The 17,323-nt window shown below is 72.6% G+C and carries 18 protein-coding genes; 12 read left to right on the forward strand and 6 right to left on the reverse strand.

From position 1 onward, the window contains the following. Positions 1 to 167 precede the first annotated feature (167 nt). A complete protein-coding gene (locus C1A33_RS06210) occupies positions 168 to 932 on the forward strand; it encodes a response regulator (RefSeq protein ID WP_243407248.1) in 765 nt (254 codons plus the stop codon). 28 nt (positions 933 to 960) lie between these two features. Here C1A33_RS06210 and C1A33_RS06215 read toward each other — a convergent pair whose 3' ends face one another. Further along, complete coding sequence (locus tag C1A33_RS06215; protein WP_101830563.1) at positions 961 to 1,260, reverse strand: type II toxin-antitoxin system PemK/MazF family toxin; 300 nt, start codon at positions 1,258 to 1,260, stop codon at positions 961 to 963. Further along, on the reverse strand, positions 1,260 to 1,496 hold the full coding sequence (locus tag C1A33_RS37835) for a ribbon-helix-helix domain-containing protein (RefSeq protein WP_101830564.1): 237 nt from the start codon (positions 1,494 to 1,496) through the stop codon (positions 1,260 to 1,262). Before C1A33_RS37835 ends, C1A33_RS06215 begins: the two co-directional genes overlap by 1 nt. Before the next feature lie 366 nt (positions 1,497 to 1,862). Between C1A33_RS37835 and C1A33_RS06225 the strand changes: the two genes are divergently transcribed. The 7 genes from C1A33_RS06225 (at position 1,863) to C1A33_RS06255 (ending at position 8,518) form a co-directional block, all read left to right on the forward strand. Further along, on the forward strand, positions 1,863 to 3,116 hold the full coding sequence (locus tag C1A33_RS06225) for a cytochrome P450 (protein ID WP_101830565.1): 1,254 nt from the start codon (positions 1,863 to 1,865) through the stop codon (positions 3,114 to 3,116). Between the two features lie 163 nt (positions 3,117 to 3,279). Then, on the forward strand, positions 3,280 to 3,963 hold the full coding sequence (locus tag C1A33_RS06230) for a TetR/AcrR family transcriptional regulator (RefSeq protein WP_243407249.1): 684 nt from the start codon (positions 3,280 to 3,282) through the stop codon (positions 3,961 to 3,963). Beyond that, the gene (locus C1A33_RS06235; RefSeq protein WP_133150577.1) at positions 3,960 to 4,664 is read left to right on the forward strand and encodes a TetR/AcrR family transcriptional regulator; all 705 of its coding nucleotides are present in this window, start codon (positions 3,960 to 3,962) and stop codon (positions 4,662 to 4,664) included. Before C1A33_RS06230 ends, C1A33_RS06235 begins: the two co-directional genes overlap by 4 nt. Positions 4,665 to 4,761: 97 nt before the next feature. Further along, positions 4,762 to 5,418: a TetR/AcrR family transcriptional regulator gene (locus C1A33_RS06240; protein ID WP_165818249.1), complete on the forward strand. Its 657-nt coding sequence runs from the start codon at positions 4,762 to 4,764 to the stop codon at positions 5,416 to 5,418. A 223-nt stretch (positions 5,419 to 5,641) separates the two neighbouring features. After that, entirely contained in the window at positions 5,642 to 5,983 is a 342-nt protein-coding gene (locus C1A33_RS06245; protein ID WP_165818250.1) for a putative quinol monooxygenase, read from the forward strand. A 14-nt stretch (positions 5,984 to 5,997) separates the two neighbouring features. Next, the gene (locus C1A33_RS06250) at positions 5,998 to 7,392 is read left to right on the forward strand and encodes an acyl-CoA dehydrogenase family protein (RefSeq protein ID WP_101830570.1); all 1,395 of its coding nucleotides are present in this window, start codon (positions 5,998 to 6,000) and stop codon (positions 7,390 to 7,392) included. Then, positions 7,385 to 8,518, forward strand: coding sequence for an acyl-CoA dehydrogenase family protein (locus tag C1A33_RS06255; RefSeq protein ID WP_101830571.1), 1,134 nt, complete (start codon positions 7,385 to 7,387; stop codon positions 8,516 to 8,518). Before C1A33_RS06250 ends, C1A33_RS06255 begins: the two co-directional genes overlap by 8 nt. A gap of 9 nt (positions 8,519 to 8,527) precedes the next feature. Here the strand turns inward: C1A33_RS06255 and C1A33_RS06260 are convergent, their stop codons facing one another. Then, positions 8,528 to 9,316, reverse strand: a complete 789-nt coding sequence (locus tag C1A33_RS06260) for an enoyl-CoA hydratase/isomerase family protein (protein ID WP_101830572.1) — start codon at positions 9,314 to 9,316, stop codon at positions 8,528 to 8,530. Between the two features lie 113 nt (positions 9,317 to 9,429). On the opposite strand from C1A33_RS06260, the gene C1A33_RS06265 reads away from it, so the two are divergent. After that, a complete protein-coding gene (locus C1A33_RS06265; RefSeq protein ID WP_165818251.1) occupies positions 9,430 to 10,182 on the forward strand; it encodes a FadR/GntR family transcriptional regulator in 753 nt (250 codons plus the stop codon). 53 nt (positions 10,183 to 10,235) lie between these two features. On the opposite strand, the gene C1A33_RS06270 is transcribed toward C1A33_RS06265, so the two are convergent. Then, a complete protein-coding gene (locus C1A33_RS06270) occupies positions 10,236 to 11,423 on the reverse strand; it encodes a CaiB/BaiF CoA transferase family protein (RefSeq protein ID WP_101830574.1) in 1,188 nt (395 codons plus the stop codon). A gap of 173 nt (positions 11,424 to 11,596) precedes the next feature. Here C1A33_RS06270 and C1A33_RS06275 point away from each other — a divergent pair, with 173 nt between their 5' ends. The 3 genes from C1A33_RS06275 (at position 11,597) to C1A33_RS06285 (ending at position 14,660) form a co-directional block, all read left to right on the forward strand. Next, the gene (locus tag C1A33_RS06275; protein ID WP_207770184.1) at positions 11,597 to 13,252 is read left to right on the forward strand and encodes an AMP-binding protein; all 1,656 of its coding nucleotides are present in this window, start codon (positions 11,597 to 11,599) and stop codon (positions 13,250 to 13,252) included. 145 nt (positions 13,253 to 13,397) lie between these two features. Next, a complete protein-coding gene (locus tag C1A33_RS06280) occupies positions 13,398 to 13,787 on the forward strand; it encodes an SCO5389 family protein (RefSeq protein WP_101830576.1) in 390 nt (129 codons plus the stop codon). 171 nt (positions 13,788 to 13,958) lie between these two features. Continuing rightward, positions 13,959 to 14,660, forward strand: a complete 702-nt coding sequence (locus C1A33_RS06285) for a phosphatase PAP2 family protein (RefSeq protein ID WP_243407247.1) — start codon at positions 13,959 to 13,961, stop codon at positions 14,658 to 14,660. 92 nt (positions 14,661 to 14,752) lie between these two features. On the opposite strand, the gene C1A33_RS06290 is transcribed toward C1A33_RS06285, so the two are convergent. Together C1A33_RS06290 and C1A33_RS06295 are read right to left on the reverse strand one after the other, a co-directional pair. After that, positions 14,753 to 16,231, reverse strand: coding sequence for an MATE family efflux transporter (locus C1A33_RS06290; protein WP_101830577.1), 1,479 nt, complete (start codon positions 16,229 to 16,231; stop codon positions 14,753 to 14,755). A gap of 122 nt (positions 16,232 to 16,353) precedes the next feature. Next, a partial coding sequence (locus tag C1A33_RS06295; RefSeq protein WP_423748042.1) for a metal ABC transporter substrate-binding protein occupies positions 16,354 to 17,323 on the reverse strand: 970 nt, incomplete at its 5' end.

Below are 17,323 nucleotides of genomic sequence, written 5' to 3' on the forward strand. Positions count from 1 at the left end.
GTCTACGGCGGCACGGTGCTGGCCGGGCCGGGACCGGAGGGCGGATGGCGGGTCAGCACCCGGATCAACGTTGGTGGGAAGGTGCCCGGGTGACGTCCACCGGTTCGCCGTCCGCCGCCCCGCCCGCCACCACCGTCCTGCTGGTGGACGACCAGCCGCTGCTGCGGATGGGCTTCCGGATGGTGCTCGACTCGCAGGCCGACATCACCGTCGTCGGCGAGGCGGGGGACGGCACCGAGGCGGTCGCGCTCACCGCGGCGCTGCGACCGGACGTGGTGCTGATGGACGTGCGGATGCCGGGGATGAACGGCATCGAGGCGACAGGCCGCATCGTCGCGGCCGGCAGCGCGTCGCGGGTGCTGATCCTCACGACCTTCGACCTCGACGAGTACGCCTTCGCCGGGCTGCGGGCCGGGGCCAGCGGATTCCTGCTGAAGGACGTCCCTCCCGCCGACCTGCTCTCGGCGATCCGGGCGGTCGCGACCGGCGACGCGGTCGTCGCCCCCAGCATCACCCGCCGGCTGCTGGACGCCTTCGCCCACCGCCTCCCCGACGCCGCCGCGCCGGCCGGGTCGACTGGTTCCGGGACCGGCGGCTCCGGCATGCCCGCGACCGGTACCGAGGTCACCGCGACGTCCGGGACCGGCATCACGGGTCCGGGGTCATCGCCGGAAGACCAGCCGGCCGGCCGGTCTCGCGACCGACGCCTGGACCGGCTCACCGAGCGGGAGCGGGACGTGCTGGACGAGGTCGCCGCCGGCTACTCCAACGCCGAGATCGCGGCCCGGCTGGTGCTCTCCGAGGCCACAGTGAAGACCCACGTCGGCCGGATCCTGGCCAAGCTGGAACTGCGGGACCGGGTGCAGGCGGTCGTCTTCGCCTACGAGACCGGCGTCGTCCACCCCTCCGCCAACCCGCCCCGCCCGGACTGAACGGACGACCTCGATGATGGGCTGATTGTCAGTCGAGGTCGAAGGCGGCGACGATCGCGGTGGTCAGCGCGGGTTCCTGCGCGGGCAGCAGGTAGCCGATCTGGTGCATGAGCTGCCTGACCGGGATGGTGGTGATGTTGTCGCAGGAGATCACGCTGTCGTGGTCGAGGCCGTTGGAGGCGCCCACGGTCACCTCGGTGGACAGGCCTCTGGCCGTGGAGGTGATCGGCGCAATGGTGACGTTGGCCAGATAGGGACGGACCACGTCTCGGGTGAGGACGAGGACCGGCCGGACCTTGTCCAGCCGGGCGAGGTGAATGGGGCGCATCAGTCGCCGAGATCGAGGGGGTGGGCCGCGGCGTGTTCGGCCAGAGCGTCGAGATCGGCGTCGCCGCCGACGCGACGAAGGATGGCGACATCCTCCAGCGCTGTCTGCCGACGCCGCTCGCGTGCCAGCGCGCGAGCTACGGCATCCGCGCGGCTGGTCACCGCACCTGCGGCGACCAGCGCGTCGACGAAGGCGACCAGGTCATCTGGTATGCGCACGGTGATCTGCGTGGTCATCCCATCATCATACCGATCTGGGATCACGTGCGCCCGGCGTGACGGTGGCGCGGCGGTGACGGCCTTCGCGGCCTGGAGCTCGGCGTCCTCGCGGTGGTACAGCCCGGTGCCGGGGGCGGTACGGCGGGCGGCCGCGGGGTGCCGGGGCGAGACGGATCCGCGCCGGGACCGACGACGACGTGTTTCCCGTGACCGGCGAGGATCCGCTGCGTACGATGGAGCCCAATTGAACAGCCGATGGCTTCCGGCGGCGATCAGAATGCCGGTGAATTCGTGTTGTCCTGACTCTCGTGCACTGCCCCGAGGGTGTCGAGGGACCGGCCTGAATCATGCGGCCGGCCGTGGGATGACCGAGGAGTTGTATATATGGGCAGTCACGAGACGTTGCCGTTCGTCGATACCGACAGTGCCGCCTTCATGCGCGATCCGGCAGGTGCGTCGGCCGAGGCCGGGGCCGTGCGGGGCATCGCTCGCGGCCCGCACGGCGTCGAGGTGTTCGCCTACGACCAGGTGCGCGCGCTGTTAACCGACAAGCGGCTGCGCCCGCCCAGTGCCGCCTATTTCCAGGGCAGGGGCGCCACCGCGCCGATTCTCGAGTTCATCAACGACGGCCTGCTGCTGATGATGGACCCCGCCCGTCACGAGAAGCTGCGGAAGATTCTGGTGAAGGGCTTCCGGCCGCGCACCATCGACCTGACCCGGCCGATGATGGCAGCCTTCGCCGAGGAACTGGTCAGCGGTTTCTCCGACCGCCGGACAATAGATTTCGTCGCGGACTTCTCGCATCACTACTCCATCGGCGTGATCGCCCGTTACATCGGCGTCGAGCCGGCCGACGTGCCGATCTTCGACAGCGCCACCGTCGAGCTGCGGGTGCTCGCCGAGAACCCGATGACGCCGCATGTGTCGCGGTTGGAGAAGGCCCTCGCGGAGCTGCGCGTCTACACCCGGGGCCTGGTCGCGGCCCGGCGCGAGAACCCGCGGCCCGATCTGATCAGTGACCTCATCGAGGCGCAGGAGCTTGAGGGGAGGATGACCGAGACCGAACTGATCTGGGCGGTCGTGAACGTCCTGCTCGCCGGGCACGACACCACCCGCTACCAGCTCGCCTCCTGCGTGCGGGCGCTGGTGGAGGCGGGGGCCTGGGAGCGGGTCGCGGCCGATCCCGGGCTGATCCCGTTCGCCGTGGACGAGGGCATGCGGCTGTGGCCCGTGACGACCCGGGTCGTCCGGCTGGTCACGGAACCGATGGAGATCTGCGGCGAGGCGTTCGACGTCCACGAGCCGGTGGCCCTCAGCTTCCAGGCGGCGGGGCGCGATCCGGCGGTCTTCGCCGAGCCGAACGGCCTGAACCTCGGCCGGGAGCCGGGCTGGGACATCGGCTTCGGCCGCGGCGCCCACTACTGCCTGGGGCACGCGGTGGCACGGACCGAGATGTGCGAGGCGCTGGCGGTGCTCACGCGGCGCCTGACCGACGTCGAGCTCGCGGACGAGATCGTCATGCCGCCGGACTCGGCCGCCTTCATGCGCGGGCCGGCATCGCTTCCCCTTGCCTACGCGGTCCGGCCGGCGATCGGCGAGGATCAGCCCGAGCCCGTCCTGGAGCCGTCGAATCACTGAGATACGCACGTGGGGGACGCCTGGGCGCCCGTCCCCCACGTGCGGCATCGCGGCATCCTCGGCACCGCCGAGTCCACCCCTATATTAGACGAGGATCAATAGGGTGGATACCCGCCAGACGGCGTGGGGCCGGCGGGCCGTGAAAGGTTGTCGGGGTGTGGAGATGGACAGCGCGCGCAAGGGCCGCCGGCGCCCGACCCGCGACGAGGGCCCGGCGGTCACGCGGGAGCAGATCGTCGACGCGGCGTACCGCATCGCCCGCACGGAGCATCTCGACCAGATCCAGATCCGCAGGGTCGCCCGCGAGCTCGGGGTGTGGCCGCAGGCGCTCTACCACTACGTCCCCAGCAAGTCCGAGCTGCTCCGGCTCGTCGCGGACCGCGCCCTCGAGACCCGGCGGCCACCCGGCCTGCCCGCGACCGCGCCCTGGGACGAGAGGCTCCTCGACCTGTTCAACCGGACGGAGGAGGTCTTCGCCGCGCATCCGGGCCTCGTCCAGTTCCTGGTCCTGCGGCCGGACTTCGTCGGATCGGCGCACCTGGGCGCACTCGCGGAGGAGGCCCTGGGACTGCTGTTCGAGGGTGGACTGACCCCCGGCCAGGCGCTCGGGGCCTTCGGGGGCCTTGCGTCGCTCATCGTCGGCAAGGCGCAGCTGCTGGAGGCCTTCACCTCGGGGGCGCAGGTCTCGGCGCCCACGGCCGACGAGCAGCGTTTCCCCTGCCTGGCCCGAACCCTCGGCGAGGCCGCCGGCGCGGAGGTCGACCTCGCCGACGACGTCGCGACCTACATAGCCGGCCTGGCGAGTCTGTACGGCCGCGGAGAACCGCGGCGACGGAGGCACCGGTGACGACCCCCGGTCGGGCCGGGTCCGCTCCTGACGACCGGCAGCCCGCGATGGTCGGTCGACGCCCGCGTGCCGATGCCGACGAGACCAGGCTGCAACTCCTGCGGGCCGCCGAGCGCCTGTTCGCCGAGCGCGGCATCGAGGCCGTCTCGCTGCGCGACATCCACCAGGCCGCCGGCCAGCGCAACACCAGCGCGGTGAACTACCACTTCGGCGGCAAGGAAGGACTCATCCGCGCGATCATCGAGGCCCGGGCGGACGTCACGAACGCCCGGCGGATGCAGCTGCTGGCCCAGGCGGAGGCGTCCGGTCGCGGCGAGGACGCCCGGAGCCTGGTCGACGCGCTCGTCTGGCCGTTGGCCGAGGAGATCCGTCAGGGCACCTACTACGTCGGCTTCCTGTCCCGGCTGATCGTCGAGCGCGATCTCGACCGGCCGGTGCGGTACGCCGCGGACCCGGTGTGGTCCAGCGCGGTGGTGGTCGGGCGACGGCTGCGCTCCCTGCTGGCGCACGTCGACCGGTCCGTCTTCGACCTGCGCTTCCGGCTCGCCTTCGACCTGGTCGTCCACGCGCTGGCCACCGAGCAGGCCGCCGGCCGGCGCGGCGGGCCCGACCGGCTGCTGCCGTTGGACGCCTACGTCACCCACCTCGCGGACGCCGTGACGGGCCTGCTGAGCGCGCCGGGTTCGGCGGCGGATGCCTGACCCGACGGGCGGCGTCGCGCGGCCGGACGGGGCCCGCGGCCGCGCGGGCGATGACCGGCCGGTCGTCGCGGCGTTGCCCGGAAGTCATGATGGGGAGATGGCCAACAGTGTCGATGTTCGTTCGCGTCGCAGCTCGTCGACCGTGCGTGAGCTGGTGCTGCAGGCGGCGCGGGAGCTGTTTGACGGGCGGCCCTACGAGGAGGTCGGCACCCGGGAGATCGCCACGCGGGCGGGGGTGACGCACGCCCTGGTGTTCCGTCATTTCGGTACCAAGGCGAACCTGTTCGTCGAGGCCGCGTTCCAGCCCTTCCGCGACTTCGTGACCAGCTACCTCGACCAGTGGGTGCTGGAGGGGCATGGGTCGAGCGGATCGGCGCACTACACGGAGACGTTCGTCCACGGCCTGTACCGGCTGTTGCTCGACAACCGGCCGCTGCTGGTCGCAATGGCCGGGCAGTCCGGTGGCGGCTCGACGGAGCTGCGTGAACGCGCCGCCGCCTTCCTTCAGGAGATCTTCGAGCGGCTGGAGCGCGAGTCGGAGCTGGAGATCGAGGTGAAGCGCACGGTCGTCATGGACATCCGCTGCGCCGTGCGGTTCTCGTTCGGTCTCGTCTACGGGATCACCCTGCTCGACCCGCTGCTGTTCCACGACGCGTCGTCGGCCCCGTCGCGGGAGACGATCGCGGAGGAGATGTCGGGGTTCGTGCTGCGTGGAACGCTCCTTCGGACCGAGGGCCTTGCGGACCCCGGCTGACGCGGGTGACGGTGCCGCCGCACCGCCGTCACTCCGGCACGACGGCAAAGGAATCCATGTCCTACATTTCTACTGGCGCCCGACGAGAGTGCAGGCTATGTTGGCGTTGATCCTGGATAGCTAGCCCTGATCTTCAGGGTGCTGGCCGTCGCATCACGGTCGACCCCCTCGGTGCGTGGCCTGCCGTCGTCGCGGTCGCGCCGCGAGAATGAGGTGTCCGAAGATGAGTGAGCCCTCCGCGAGAAGCGGGCCGGTGGCCGCGGTCGTGGTGATCGTGGCGAAGTCCGGGCGTGCCGACGACCTGGCCGCGCTGCTCACCCGGATGGCCGAGGCGGCGACCGACGAGGGCACCGACGCCTACGCCGTGCATCAGGACTCGCGTCAGCCCGAACGGTTCTTCCTGTTCGAGCACTACCGCGACCGGACGGCCTTCACGCTGCACCGCGGCAACGAGACCCTGAACAGCCTGGGCGAGCAGCTCGGGGAGCTGGCCGAGTCGACGGAGATCATCCTGGGTCGGCCGCTTCCCGGGTCCCGCCCGCCGGGTGCCTCCCCGCGGGGCTGACGGTGGGGGCGAGGATGGCGCAGACGGCTCGCGAGGATCCGGCGGGCGACCGCGGCCACGAGGATGACGACAGCGACCGGGAGTCACTGACCGCGTTCCTGGACCGGGCCCGGGTGTTCCTCGCCGGCGCGCCCGAGGTCGGTCGGCGGTCCGAGACCACGGGCCTCGCCCGGAGCGAGGCCGGTGACGGTGAGCGGGTGGGGGACGGGGACGGTGGTCAGCGCGCGTCACGTCCGCCGCTGGTCTGGGGCGAGGGCTCGGACGAGGTCAACCTGCTGCCGGAGCACAGCCCCGAGGAGGACGAGCGGATCGTCGCCGCGGCGCGCCGGTTCAAGGCGGCCGAGTACGCCGCCGGCTTCGGCTGGATCGACGGGCCGACCGAGTACGGCGGTGCCGGCCTGCCCGTCTCCTACCTGGACGCCTACCTCGACCTGCGCGGCCAGTACGACGTGCCGGACCTCGCGGTCTTCGGCCTCGGCCTGGGCATGATCTCCCCGACGCTGCTCGCCCACGGAAGCGAGTCGGCGAAGCGCATTTACCTTCCCCGGCTGCACGCGGGGGAGGCGATCGGCTGCCAGCTGTTCAGCGAACCCGGCGCGGGGTCGGATCTCGCCTCCCTGCGCACCCGGGCCGTGCGCGACGGCGACGAGTGGGTCATCACCGGGCAGAAGGTCTGGACCACGAACGGGCACCTCAGCGACGTCGGCGAGGTCCTGTGCCGGACCAGTCCGGAGGCGCCCAAGCACCGCGGGATCACCGCCTTCCTCGTCGACATGCACGCCCCCGGGGTCGAGGTGCGGCCGCTGCGCCAGATGACCGGCGGGGCGAGCTTCAACGAGGTGTTCCTGACCGAGGTCCGGGTGCCCGACGAGAACCGCCTCGGCGCCGTGGACGACGGCTGGCGGGTCGCCACCACCACCCTGATGAACGAACGCAGCACCGCGAGCGACCTCGGCGGCAGCCTGGCCGCCATCCTCGATCGGCTGATCATGCTGGCCCGCTGGTCGGGGCGGCTCGCCGATCCGGTGGTGCGGGACCGGTTGAGCGACACCGTCATGCATGTCCGTCTCGCCGGCTACGCCACCGAGCGCGCGCACCTGGCCCGCACGGCCGGCACCCCGGGCCCCGAACACTCGGTCGGCAAGCTGGTCTGGACGAACAACCTGCGCCGCATCTCCGACCTGCTCACCGACATCCTCGGCCCGCGCCTGATCGCCGACACCGGCGAGTGGGGCACGTTCGCCTGGACGACGCTCGTCCTCGGCGTCCCCGGCATCCGGGTCTCGGCCGGCACCGACGAGATCATGAAGAACATCCTCGCCGAACGGGTCCTCGGTCTGCCGCGCGAGCCCTCGCCGGCCCGGACCACCTCGGCACCGGGCGGGAACGGGAAGGACGGGAATGTCTGACGACGCGGCCGCCGAACGGCGGGAGCTGCGGGACACCGCCCGGCGGTTCCTGGCCGAACGCTCCTCGGAGCAGGACGTCCGCCGGCTGATGGACGGCCCCGGGCACGACCCGGCCCTCTGGGAGCTGATGGGCCGTGACCTCGGCTGGCAGGGACTCGCGATTCCCGACGCCCACGGTGGCGCGGGATACGGCTGGGACGAGCTGGTGATCGTCTTCGAGGAGATGGGCCGGGCGCTGCTGGGCGCGCCGTTCCTCGCCACGGTGGCCCTCGCGGCGGGCGCGCTGCTGGAGTCGGGAGACGTCGAGGCGCAGGCCCGGTACCTGCCCGACCTCGCCGCCGGCCGGGTCGTGGCGACGCTCGCCGCGGCCGGCGACGACGGCCTGCCCGACCTCGAGGCGGTCGGTGTGCGGGCGACCCGGGCGGCGCAGGATGGATGGCGCCTCACCGGCCGGGTTCCGTTCGTGCTCGACGGCCAGCATGCGGCGCTGGTGCTGCTGCCGGCGCGCACCCCCGACGGCGTCACCCTGTTCGCTGTGGACGTCCCCGGCGCGGGCGTCGAGGTGACCGCGCTGGAGACCCTCGACCTGACGCGTGGCCTGGCCGTCGTCCGCGTCGACGACACGCCCGCGCGGCAGGTGGGCCGGTCCGGCGACGGCGCCCGGATCGTCGGCCGGGCGCTGGAGTTCGGCAGCGTCGCGCTTGCCGCCGAGCAGACCGGCGGGGCCGCCCGATGCCTCGACATGGCGGTGGGCTACGCCCGTACCCGGGAACAGTTCGGCCGACCGATCGGCTCCTTTCAGGCGGTGAAGCACATCTGCGCCGACATCTTCGTCGCCGTGGAGGCCGCCCGCAGCGCGCTGTTCGAGGCCACCCGGCAGGCGAACCGGCACGTGGCCGGGGCGGCGGCGGAACTGTCCGCCGCCGCCCACCTCGCGCAGGCCATCTGCTCGGAGTCGTTCGTCCACGCGGCGACCGCGAACATCCAGGTCCACGGCGGCATCGGCTTCACCTGGGAGCACCCGGCGCACCTGTACTTCCGCCGGGCCCGCAGCAGCGAGATCCTCCTGGGTACCCCCGCCCATCACCGCCGTGAATACGCGCGCCTGCTTGGGCTCGCCGCCTGAGCACCCGCCTCAGGCACCGCGGAAGTGGGGCGCGCGACCTTCGCTGAAGGCGAGGAAACCCTCGTGGGCGTCGGCGGTCTCCAACAGGTGATGGTGCCGGTCCATCTCGATCTCGATGAAGGTCCCGAAGTCGGTCTTCTGGGCGGCCAGGTAGTGGCGCTTGAGGGAACGGGCGGCGAGCGGGGGCAGCGCGGCCAGCCTCGCCGTCAGGGCCCCCACGGCGGTGGGAAAGTCGTCGTCGTCATGCACGCTGTGGACCAGACCGTAGCGGAGGGCCTGCTCCGCGTCGATCTTCTCGTCCAGCAGCGATATCCGCTTGGCGGTGGCCTCGCCGACCAGCCGCGGCAGCAGCCACGGTATTCCCATGTCCCCCGCTACGCCCACCGACATAAACGCGGATCGGAACACCGCGCGCCGGGCGGAAATCCGGAGGTCGCAGGCAAGCGCAAAGCCCAGCCCGGCACCCGCGCAGGCGCCGTTGATGGCGGCGACCGTCGGCATGGGGTATTCGTACAGCCGTTTGGGCAGGGAGTTGTCCGCGGTGACCGGCGAGATGCCGGGGCCAGGGCCGCCAGCCGCGCTGAAGCCTCTCACGTCGGCTCCGGGGCAGAAAGACCGTCCCGCGCCGGTGAGCACCAGAACGCGCACATCGTCGCGGCTGGCTGCCTCCGTCAGCGCCCGATCCAGCTCGCCGGCCATGATCAGGTTGAGGCCGTTGAAGTTGTCGGGACGATTGAAGGTGATGGTGCCGACACCGTTGGGGTCGACGGAGAAGAGAATCGACGAGTATCCTGACATTGCGTTCCTCACAACAGCCGCGCGGAATGGGGGCCGGGAAAATATCCCGTCGCCGTGCGATGTACCGTAAACGTATACAGGGATGGTTCGATAACGTCGACAGGGCAGGGATCGTGAGAGCCGACGACCACGGGGCAGCCACGCCGGGCACGGACGCGGCCGGGCCCCCGAACCGCACGCGCGCGGCGTGGGTGGCGCGGCAGATCGAGGCGGACATCATCGCCCGCGGCTGGCCGGTGGGGGAGGCGCTCGGTTCCGAGGCCCAGCTCATCGAGCGGTTCGGGGTGGGGCGGCCGGTGCTGCGGGAGGCGTTCCGCATCCTGGAGAGCCGGTGGGTCGCCAAGCCCCGCCCCGGTCCGGGCGGGGGGCTCGTGGTCACCGCGCCGCGACGCAGCAGCGTGCGCGATGTGGCCCGGCTGTTCCTCGACTATGTCGGATTCGCCGATGACGACCTGTACAGCGTGTGGGAGATCCTCGAGGTCGCCGCCGTCGCCCAGCTCGCGATGCGGATCGATGACGAGGGCATCGCCGCGCTGCGGGCGGCGGTGCGCGTCGAGGAGGACGTCGCCGACCTGCGCGAGCAGATCGTCACCGTGCATACCGAGATCGGGCGACTGGTCGGCAACCCGTTCATCGAGCTGTTCCTCTACATCGTCAGCGACCTCAGCCGGGTGCACGGCGTCGACCCGACCGACGAGCAGCGCCGCTGGCTGCACACCCGGCATGTCGAGCTGGTGGAGGCGATCGTGGCCGGTGACGTCCTCGGTGCCCAGCGCCTGACCCGGCGGCTGCTGAGCGCGCTGGCCAGAAGCCGGTCGCTGAACGTCGTCCGCCCGCCCGACCCTGGACGCCGTCAGCAGGACTGACGGCGTGCCGGCCGCCGCCCGCGCGCCTGGGTGATCCGCGAGCACGCTGATCATCAGTCCTGGTCCGCCGCCTTCGTGCGGGCCTCGTGGACCACGCCCTCGGCGATCAGGCCGTCGATCTCGTCCTTCGCGAAGCCCCAGCGCGCGAGTTCCGTGCGGCTGTCCGCCCCGGGTGCCGTCGGCGCCGGCCCGATCCGGCCGGGGGTCCGGGACAGCCGGGGCGCCGGCTGCGGCTGCATGACGCCGAACGCCTCGGTGAAGGTGCCGCGCGCGGCGAGATGGTCACCCGCCGGCGCCTCCGACATGCTCATCACGGGTGAGACGCACGCGTCGACGTCCGTGAAGACCTCGGCCCACTCGTCGCGGGTGCGGGCGGCGAACGCCTCGGTGAACATCGCGCGCATCCGCGGCCAGCCGGCCTGGTCGTGCTGCGCCGGCACGTCGGCCAGCTCCAGCGTCCGGACCAGCGCGGCGAAGAACTGTGGCTCCATGGCACCCACCGCCACGTACCGCCCGTCCGCGCAGCGGTAGGTGTCGTAGAAGGGAGCGGCGCCGTCGAGCAGGTTCGCGCCGCGCTCGTCGGCCCACATCCCGTTCGCGAGCGCGCCGTAGGCCATCGCCATCAGGTAGGAGGCGCCGTCCACCATCGCCGCGTCGACGACCTGGCCGCGGCCGCTGCGCTCCCGCTCGAGCAGGGCGCCGAGGACGCCGACGACGAGGAACATCGCGCCGCCACCGAAGTCGGCGACGAGGTTCAGCGGCGGCACCGGCGCCTCGCCGCGGCGGCCGATGGCGTGCAGCGCCCCGGTGACGGCGAGATAGTTGATGTCGTGCCCGGCCCGCGGGGCCAGCGGACCCTCCTGCCCCCAGCCGGTCATCCGCGAGTAGACCAGCCGGGGATTGCGGGCGACGCACACGTCGGGCCCGACGCCCAGGCGCTCGGCGACACCCGGCCGGAACGCCTCGACGAGGACGTCGGCCCGCTCGACCAGCCGCAGCACGACCTCGGCGCCGCCCGGTTGGCCGAGATTGACCGCGACGGACGGCCGGGAGCGGTGCATGACCTCCCGCTCGGGCGGCGCCCACACCTGGCCGCCGGGACGTTCCACCCGCACGACCTCGGCGCCGAGGTCCGCCATCAGGGTGCAGGCGAGCTGGATCGGGCCGATGCCGGCGAGCTCGACCACCCGGACGCCGGCCAGCGGACCGGGCGGGGTCGGGTCCGTCGCTGCGTTCGTCACGTCGGTCTCCCTGCATTCCAGTAGCTGGATTTCTCGCAGCGGACTGCTGCGTATCGGCTGTCCTGCGGTGGCTGCCCGTCGGAGGCTCGACAGTCGAAGCCTATTCCGACACCATGTTTGCCGTCGAGAGATCCACAGCCGGCCGGGTCGCGGGCCGGGTTCGGAGGTCGTCCGTGAGCCCTCGTTCCAGCCTGACGGATCGTGAGTCGTGTGTGCTCGGCGCGGTGCTGGAGCGCCAGGCACGCACGCGCCCGGACGCGGACTTCGTCCTCTTCGAGGAGGCCGGCGACGCCGGGGGCGCCATGGGCGCCGTGCGGTGGAGTTACGCGGACACGTGGCGGCTGGCCCGGCGCAGTGCCGCCGGGCTGCAGGCGCTGGGCGTCGGGTTCGGTGAGCCCGTGCTGTCCTGGTTACCCAACGGTCCGTGGGCGCTGCGGACCTGGTTCGGGGCCAACCTGCTCGGCTCCGTGTACACGCCGGTGAACACGGCCTACCGCGGCGCCCTGCTCGAACGCGTCCTGCGCAACTCCGAGGCCCGGGTGCTGGTCGCCCACCCGTCCCTGCTCGAACGGTTGCGCCAGGTGGACACGGCCGAGCTGCGCACCGTCGTGGTCGTGGGCGGGCCGGCGGGCGAGGCACGGACGGCGGCCGGGCTGCCGGCGGGCATCGAGGTGCTCGACGTGGACGTCCTCGACCGGGACGACGACGACTGGCCCGGCCCGGCCCGCTCGCCCGAGCCATGGGACACCCAGTCGATCATGTACACGTCCGGGACGACCGGGCCGTCCAAGGGAGTGCTGATCTCCTACCGGCAGCACCACGCGGCCGCCCGGGCCGTCGACGGGATGGACGAGACCGACCGCGACCTGGTCAACACGCCGCTGTTCCACTCCGCCGCCACGCTGCCCATCGCCAACATGCTCGCGGTCGGCGGTTCGGTCGCGGTGGTGCCCGGGTTCCGCACCCAGGACTTCTGGTCGACCGTCGAGCGGACCGGCGTCACCCAGTGCAACCTGCTCGGCGCCATGACGTCGTTCCTGGTCGCGGATGAGGGGGCCGACTTCCGGCCGGAGCGCCACCGGCTGCGCGGCATCTGCGTCAACCCGTTCACCGCCGACGCCGTCGCCTTCGGCCGTCGGTTCGGGGTCCGGGTGTGGACCGCCTACAACAGCACCGAGCTGTCGACCCCGATCCTGACCGGCGCCGACCGGCCGAGCACACCGGGGACGTGCGGACGGGCCCGCGCCGGCTTCGACCTGCGCCTCGTCGACGACGTCGACCAGGAGGTCGCGGACGGCGAGCCCGGCGAGTTGATCATCCGCGCGGACGAGCCGTGGACGATCAGTACCGGCTACCACCGGATGCCGGCGGCGACCGCCGCGGCGTGGCGCAACGGCTGGTTCCACACCGGCGACGCGTTCCGGCGCACCCCGGACGGGGAGTACGTGTTCGTCGACCGGCTCAAGGACGTCATCCGGCGGCGTGGGGAGAACGTCTCGTCGATGGAGGTGGAGGCCGAGGCGGTGACCCATCCTGCGGTCGCCGGCGCGGCGGCGGTCGGCGTGGCCGGCGAGCACGCCGAGCAGGAGATCCTGCTGGTCGTGCAGGCGGCGCCCGGGCGGGAGGTCGATCACCGGGCGCCGGTCGAGCACCTGGCCGGCAGGCTGCCCTACTTCATGGTCCCGCGGTACCTGCGGACGGTCGACGAGCTGCCGCTGACGCCGACCGGCAAAGTGCGCAAGGACGTGCTGCGGGCCGAGGCGGTGACGGCCGACACCTGGGACCGGGAGTCGGCCGGTCTGGTGTTCCGCCGCGAGCGGCTCACCTGAGGCGTTCGCGCGCGCAAACGGGGGCGAAGCGGGTGGTCGACTGACAGAGGTGGGTGCTGAGTCGCTGATGGCATTGACAACGGTTTTCATTTTTTGGAAGCTGTCGGTGATCGATGACTGACTCATCCCCAGCTGGAGGTACCGCATGTCGCTGACCGTCTCTCCCGACCTGCTCGCCGCCGCCGAGGCCGGCGACGTCGACGACGACGCGTTCGTCGCCTGCGTGCGCGACTCGCTGCCGTACGCCTACGGCCTCGTGGCGGACCTGGCCGGGCGGCTGTCCGCGCCGGTCGACCTCGCCGACAACCTCGTCGCCCCGCCGGACGAGCGGGCGCAGGGCGAGCTGCTGCGCGCGATGGCGAGCACGGCCATCCGCGGGGCGCTGGAGCGGCACTTCGGCGTGGCGCTGGCGTTCCAGAACTGCCACCGCGTCGCGGCCTTCCGGCCGCAGGCGGTGGGAGGCGAGGCGTACCGCCGGTTCGTGTCCGTCGAGGGCCAGGTCCTCAACCAGCAGCCGGAGTTCGTCAACTGCTGACGAGGCCGGTGCCTCGGCGGCGTCCGGCTATCGTGGCGGGACCGTCATGGGCGTCCGCCTCGGCCGAACCCCTGCGCCTCGGCACGCGCGCCGTTCACATCGTCCTCTCACGGCTGATGTCCTCGCAGGGCGGACGGCCGGGCATCGGCATCGGGGCGTAGCGAGGGGCAGGTGGGGGCGGCGGCGTTCGGGATGGGCCCGGGTGGCCGGCGGCGGCTGGTCAGCGGCGTCGCGGTCGTCGCCGCCGGCGCGCTCGTGGCGCTGCTCGTCCTCGCCGCCGGGCACGACGGCGGGTTCCGGTGGGAACTCGCCGTGCACCGGTGGGCGTTGCGGCACCGCGCGCGCGGGCTGACAGACGCCGCCATCGCCGTGACCACCACGGGCAGCGGTGTCCCGGCCTACGCACTCGCCGCGCTCGCCGGGGTGCTGGCGGCGGGCCGGGGGTCGGCGCGGGCCCGGGTGGCCGCCGTCGGCGCCATGTTCGTCCTCGTCGCGGGGCAGCTGGTGCGGTTCGGGCTGTCCAGGCTCATCGATCGGGCCCGCCCGCCCGCGGCGGACTGGGCGTGGCAGGCCACCGGCGCCGCCCTGCCCTCCGGGCACACCACCACGTCGGCGCTGGTCGCCGCGGGACTGGCCGCGGCGCTGCTGCGGCACGCCCATCGGCGCGGCACCCGGATCGCGGCGGTGGCGCTGCCGCTGGCCTGGGCGTGCGCCGTCGGGCTGAGCCGGATCTACCTCGGCATGCACTGGCCGCTTGACGTGGCCGCCGGCTGGCTGCTGGCCACCGTGCTCGTCAGCGTCACCTTCCCGCTGCTCGCCCGAGCCGGCCGGCGGATCGCGCCCCCGAACCCACCGCCCTCGACGCCGCGCTGACCGGACTCGCCGGCGCCATCGCCGGGCAGGTGCTGCGGCCCGGCATCGACGCCTACGCGGCCGCCGATCCCCGCGTTGAGCGGTGGCGGCGGTCAGCGGGCGCCGACGGCCTGGGCCTTGTGGCGGGGGTGGGCGTGGACCTGGCGGTGCAGGTGGTAGATCCACGGCGGGATCGTCGCCCAGTAGACGAGGATGTTGCCGATCACCACCCCCTTGGCGCCGCCGATCAGCAGGCCGGCGACCGGGCAGGCCAGCAGGAACGGCACGAAGAACAGGTTGATCCAGAAGGTGAGCCTGGTCCGCCCGAAGGCGTAGAGCACGGCCGCCGGGCCGACCGCGAGGCACGGGCCGGCCTGCGCGATCACTCCGAGCAGCAGCAGGTCGTGGGTCTGCCGCCAGGTGTCGCCGAGCAGCGCGGAGCCGAAGTTGCTCGGCAGCACCATGAACGCGAGGCCCCACAGCGTGCTGGAGACGAGCACGAGCCCGCTGACCAGGTGGGCGCCGCGGATGACGGTCCTGGCCGGGAGGTGCTTGCGCCGGGAGAACTCGGGGATGGCGAAGCTCATCAGCGCCACGGCGAGGTTCGTGGTGGGGGCGAGCAGGGTCTGCAGCCCGCGCAGGGCTCCGACGAGGGAAGTGGAGCCGACCGCCCCGATCACGAGGGTGGACGTCTGCTGGGCTCCCTGCAGCGAGAGGAACTCGGCGGTCATGAAACCGGTGGTCTCCCGGTGGCCGGTGAACCAGGCTCGCGCCTGCTTCGGGTCGGGCCACGCGCGGTGCTGCGCGACGCCCACCAGCGCGGCGGCCGCCGCCGCCACGCCCCAGATCAGCACCAGCGCCGCCGCGCCCTCGTCCCCGGGGGCGAGCCTGGTGAGCGAGACGATGCCAACTCCCAGCGCCACCGCCCAGACCAGGTCGTTCGCCACGGCGAGCAGCGGACGGCCGAGGGCGAACGACGCGTAGCGCCAGGCATCCTGCACCAGCAGCGCCGGCATGATCAGGCCCATCGCGACCAGGTTCAGGCCCACCGTGCCGCGCAGGGCGGCGCCGACGAGCAGCAGCACCAGCCCCACGGCGGCGCCGAGGGCCAGCGCCGTGCCGGCCGCGCCGCGCACGGCCCGGCGGAACGCCGAGGTCGAGACATCCGCGTAGCTGATGCCCAGCGGCGCGGTCGCCGCGGCCCGGGACAGCCCGACGACCATCGCGAAGATCGTGTAGGCGATGGCGAACGCGCCGAACTCGCCGGAGCCGACCCGCCGCGCGATGACGAAGTTGATCGACGCGTTCGTGCCGCTGGACACGACCTGGTCGAAGACCGTCCACAGGGCGTTGGCCCGGCTGCCCGAACGAGCCGGCGCGGCCTCCTCCTCGGTCGCGGCCTCGCCGGCCGTCGCTACCCGGGCCGTCGCCAGCGGCTCGGTCGGCGGCTCCGGAAACGCCGGCGGCTCGGGCCGAGCCGCCGGCTGCGGGTGAGGTGGGCCCAGGCCGGGAGCGCTCGCGCGCCTGGGCTGCGGCACCGCGCCGTCCACGCCGGTGGGGCGCTGTGCGCCGAACCTCACGTCGTCGTCCACGCCTGCCGACCCCCGTCCGGACTCCAGTCACGTCATCGCGGCTCCGCCGATGCCGGGCTCAACTCTACTGTCACGTAAGGGTCGTCCTGGGTGAGCTTGGTGGCGAAGGTGGATGGTGGCGGTCAGCGCAGCGCAGCGACGATCGTGCGAGTGTTGTGCTCTTCCATGTGGATATAGGTGTCTCCGTCGGACCCCGGAGGTCCGAGTGCGTCTCCGTAGAGAGAGTCCTCGCCCGCCTCGACGCGGACTCCGGCCTCCGCCGCGATCGTGCGCGCGGTCCGCGGTGGCAGGGACGACTCGGAGAACACGGCCTTGGCGCCCGTCTCCCGAATCCGGGCGACCAGCTGTTTGATGCTGCTCCCCGACAGCTCGGCGGCCGTGTCGAAGCTCGGGATGATCGAACCGACGAAGGTCAGGCCGTACCGGGCGATGTAGTACCCGAACGCGTCGTGGTTGGTGACCAGCTTGCGGTCGGCCGGGGGGATGGTCGCGATCTGGCGACGGATGTCGGCGTCGAGGGCGTCGAGCCGGACGTCGTAGGCGGCGAGGTTCGCCTGGTAGGCATGAGCGTTCGCGGGATCCGCCCGGGAGAGACCCCGCTCGATGTTCGCTGCCATGATCTTGACGTTGAGCGGGTCGTGCCAGATGTGCGGATCACCGCCCTTCTCCTCGCTGCCGCCGTCACCGTTGCGGATGCGCACACCCTGGCTGGAGTCGACGCGCACGCCCTGGAAGCCGCCCGCGTCGATCGCGTCGTCGAGCCAGCTCTCGAGGCCGACGCCGTTCTCCACGAGCACGCCGGCGTCGCCGATGGCGCCAAGGTCACGCGGGGTGGGCTCGTAGTCGTGCGGGTCGACGCCGGGACGCAGGATCTGGGTGACGCTGACCCGGTCGCCCCCGACGGTGCGGGCGAAGTCGGCGACCTGGCTCGTCGTCGCCACCACACCGAGGCGCCCATCGGCGCCTGAACCGCCGCTACCCGATCCGCACCCTGCCAGCGACGCGGCCAGGGCGGTGACCAGTAGCCCGAGAGCGGCGAGCCACGCCGCCGGTCGTCGCGAGAGGAGGGAGCGGGCGGACCGGGGGCACGGG

The sequence above is a fragment of the Frankia canadensis genome (genome assembly GCF_900197875.1).
GTDB classification, from domain to species: Bacteria; Actinomycetota; Actinomycetes; order Frankiales; family Frankiaceae; genus Frankia; species Frankia canadensis.

Excerpts from the sequence above, each read along its gene's own strand:
- C1A33_RS06225 (WP_101830565.1), top strand. The coding sequence starts at position 1,863 with ATGGGCAGTCACGAGACGTTGCCGTTCGTCGATACCGACAGTGCCGCC.
- C1A33_RS06245 (WP_165818250.1), top strand. The coding sequence starts at position 5,642 with ATGAGTGAGCCCTCCGCGAGAAGCGGGCCGGTGGCCGCGGTCGTGGTG.
- C1A33_RS06210 (WP_243407248.1), top strand. The coding sequence starts at position 168 with ATGGGCTTCCGGATGGTGCTCGACTCGCAGGCCGACATCACCGTCGTC.
- C1A33_RS06280 (WP_101830576.1), top strand. The coding sequence starts at position 13,398 with ATGTCGCTGACCGTCTCTCCCGACCTGCTCGCCGCCGCCGAGGCCGGC.
- C1A33_RS06255 (WP_101830571.1), top strand. The coding sequence starts at position 7,385 with ATGTCTGACGACGCGGCCGCCGAACGGCGGGAGCTGCGGGACACCGCC.
- C1A33_RS37835 (WP_101830564.1), bottom strand. The coding sequence starts at position 1,496 with ATGACCACGCAGATCACCGTGCGCATACCAGATGACCTGGTCGCCTTC.
- C1A33_RS06230 (WP_243407249.1), top strand. The coding sequence starts at position 3,280 with ATGGACAGCGCGCGCAAGGGCCGCCGGCGCCCGACCCGCGACGAGGGC.
- C1A33_RS06250 (WP_101830570.1), top strand. The coding sequence starts at position 5,998 with ATGGCGCAGACGGCTCGCGAGGATCCGGCGGGCGACCGCGGCCACGAG.
- C1A33_RS06260 (WP_101830572.1), bottom strand. The coding sequence starts at position 9,316 with ATGTCAGGATACTCGTCGATTCTCTTCTCCGTCGACCCCAACGGTGTC.
- C1A33_RS06215 (WP_101830563.1), bottom strand. The coding sequence starts at position 1,260 with ATGCGCCCCATTCACCTCGCCCGGCTGGACAAGGTCCGGCCGGTCCTC.
- C1A33_RS06240 (WP_165818249.1), top strand. The coding sequence starts at position 4,762 with ATGGCCAACAGTGTCGATGTTCGTTCGCGTCGCAGCTCGTCGACCGTG.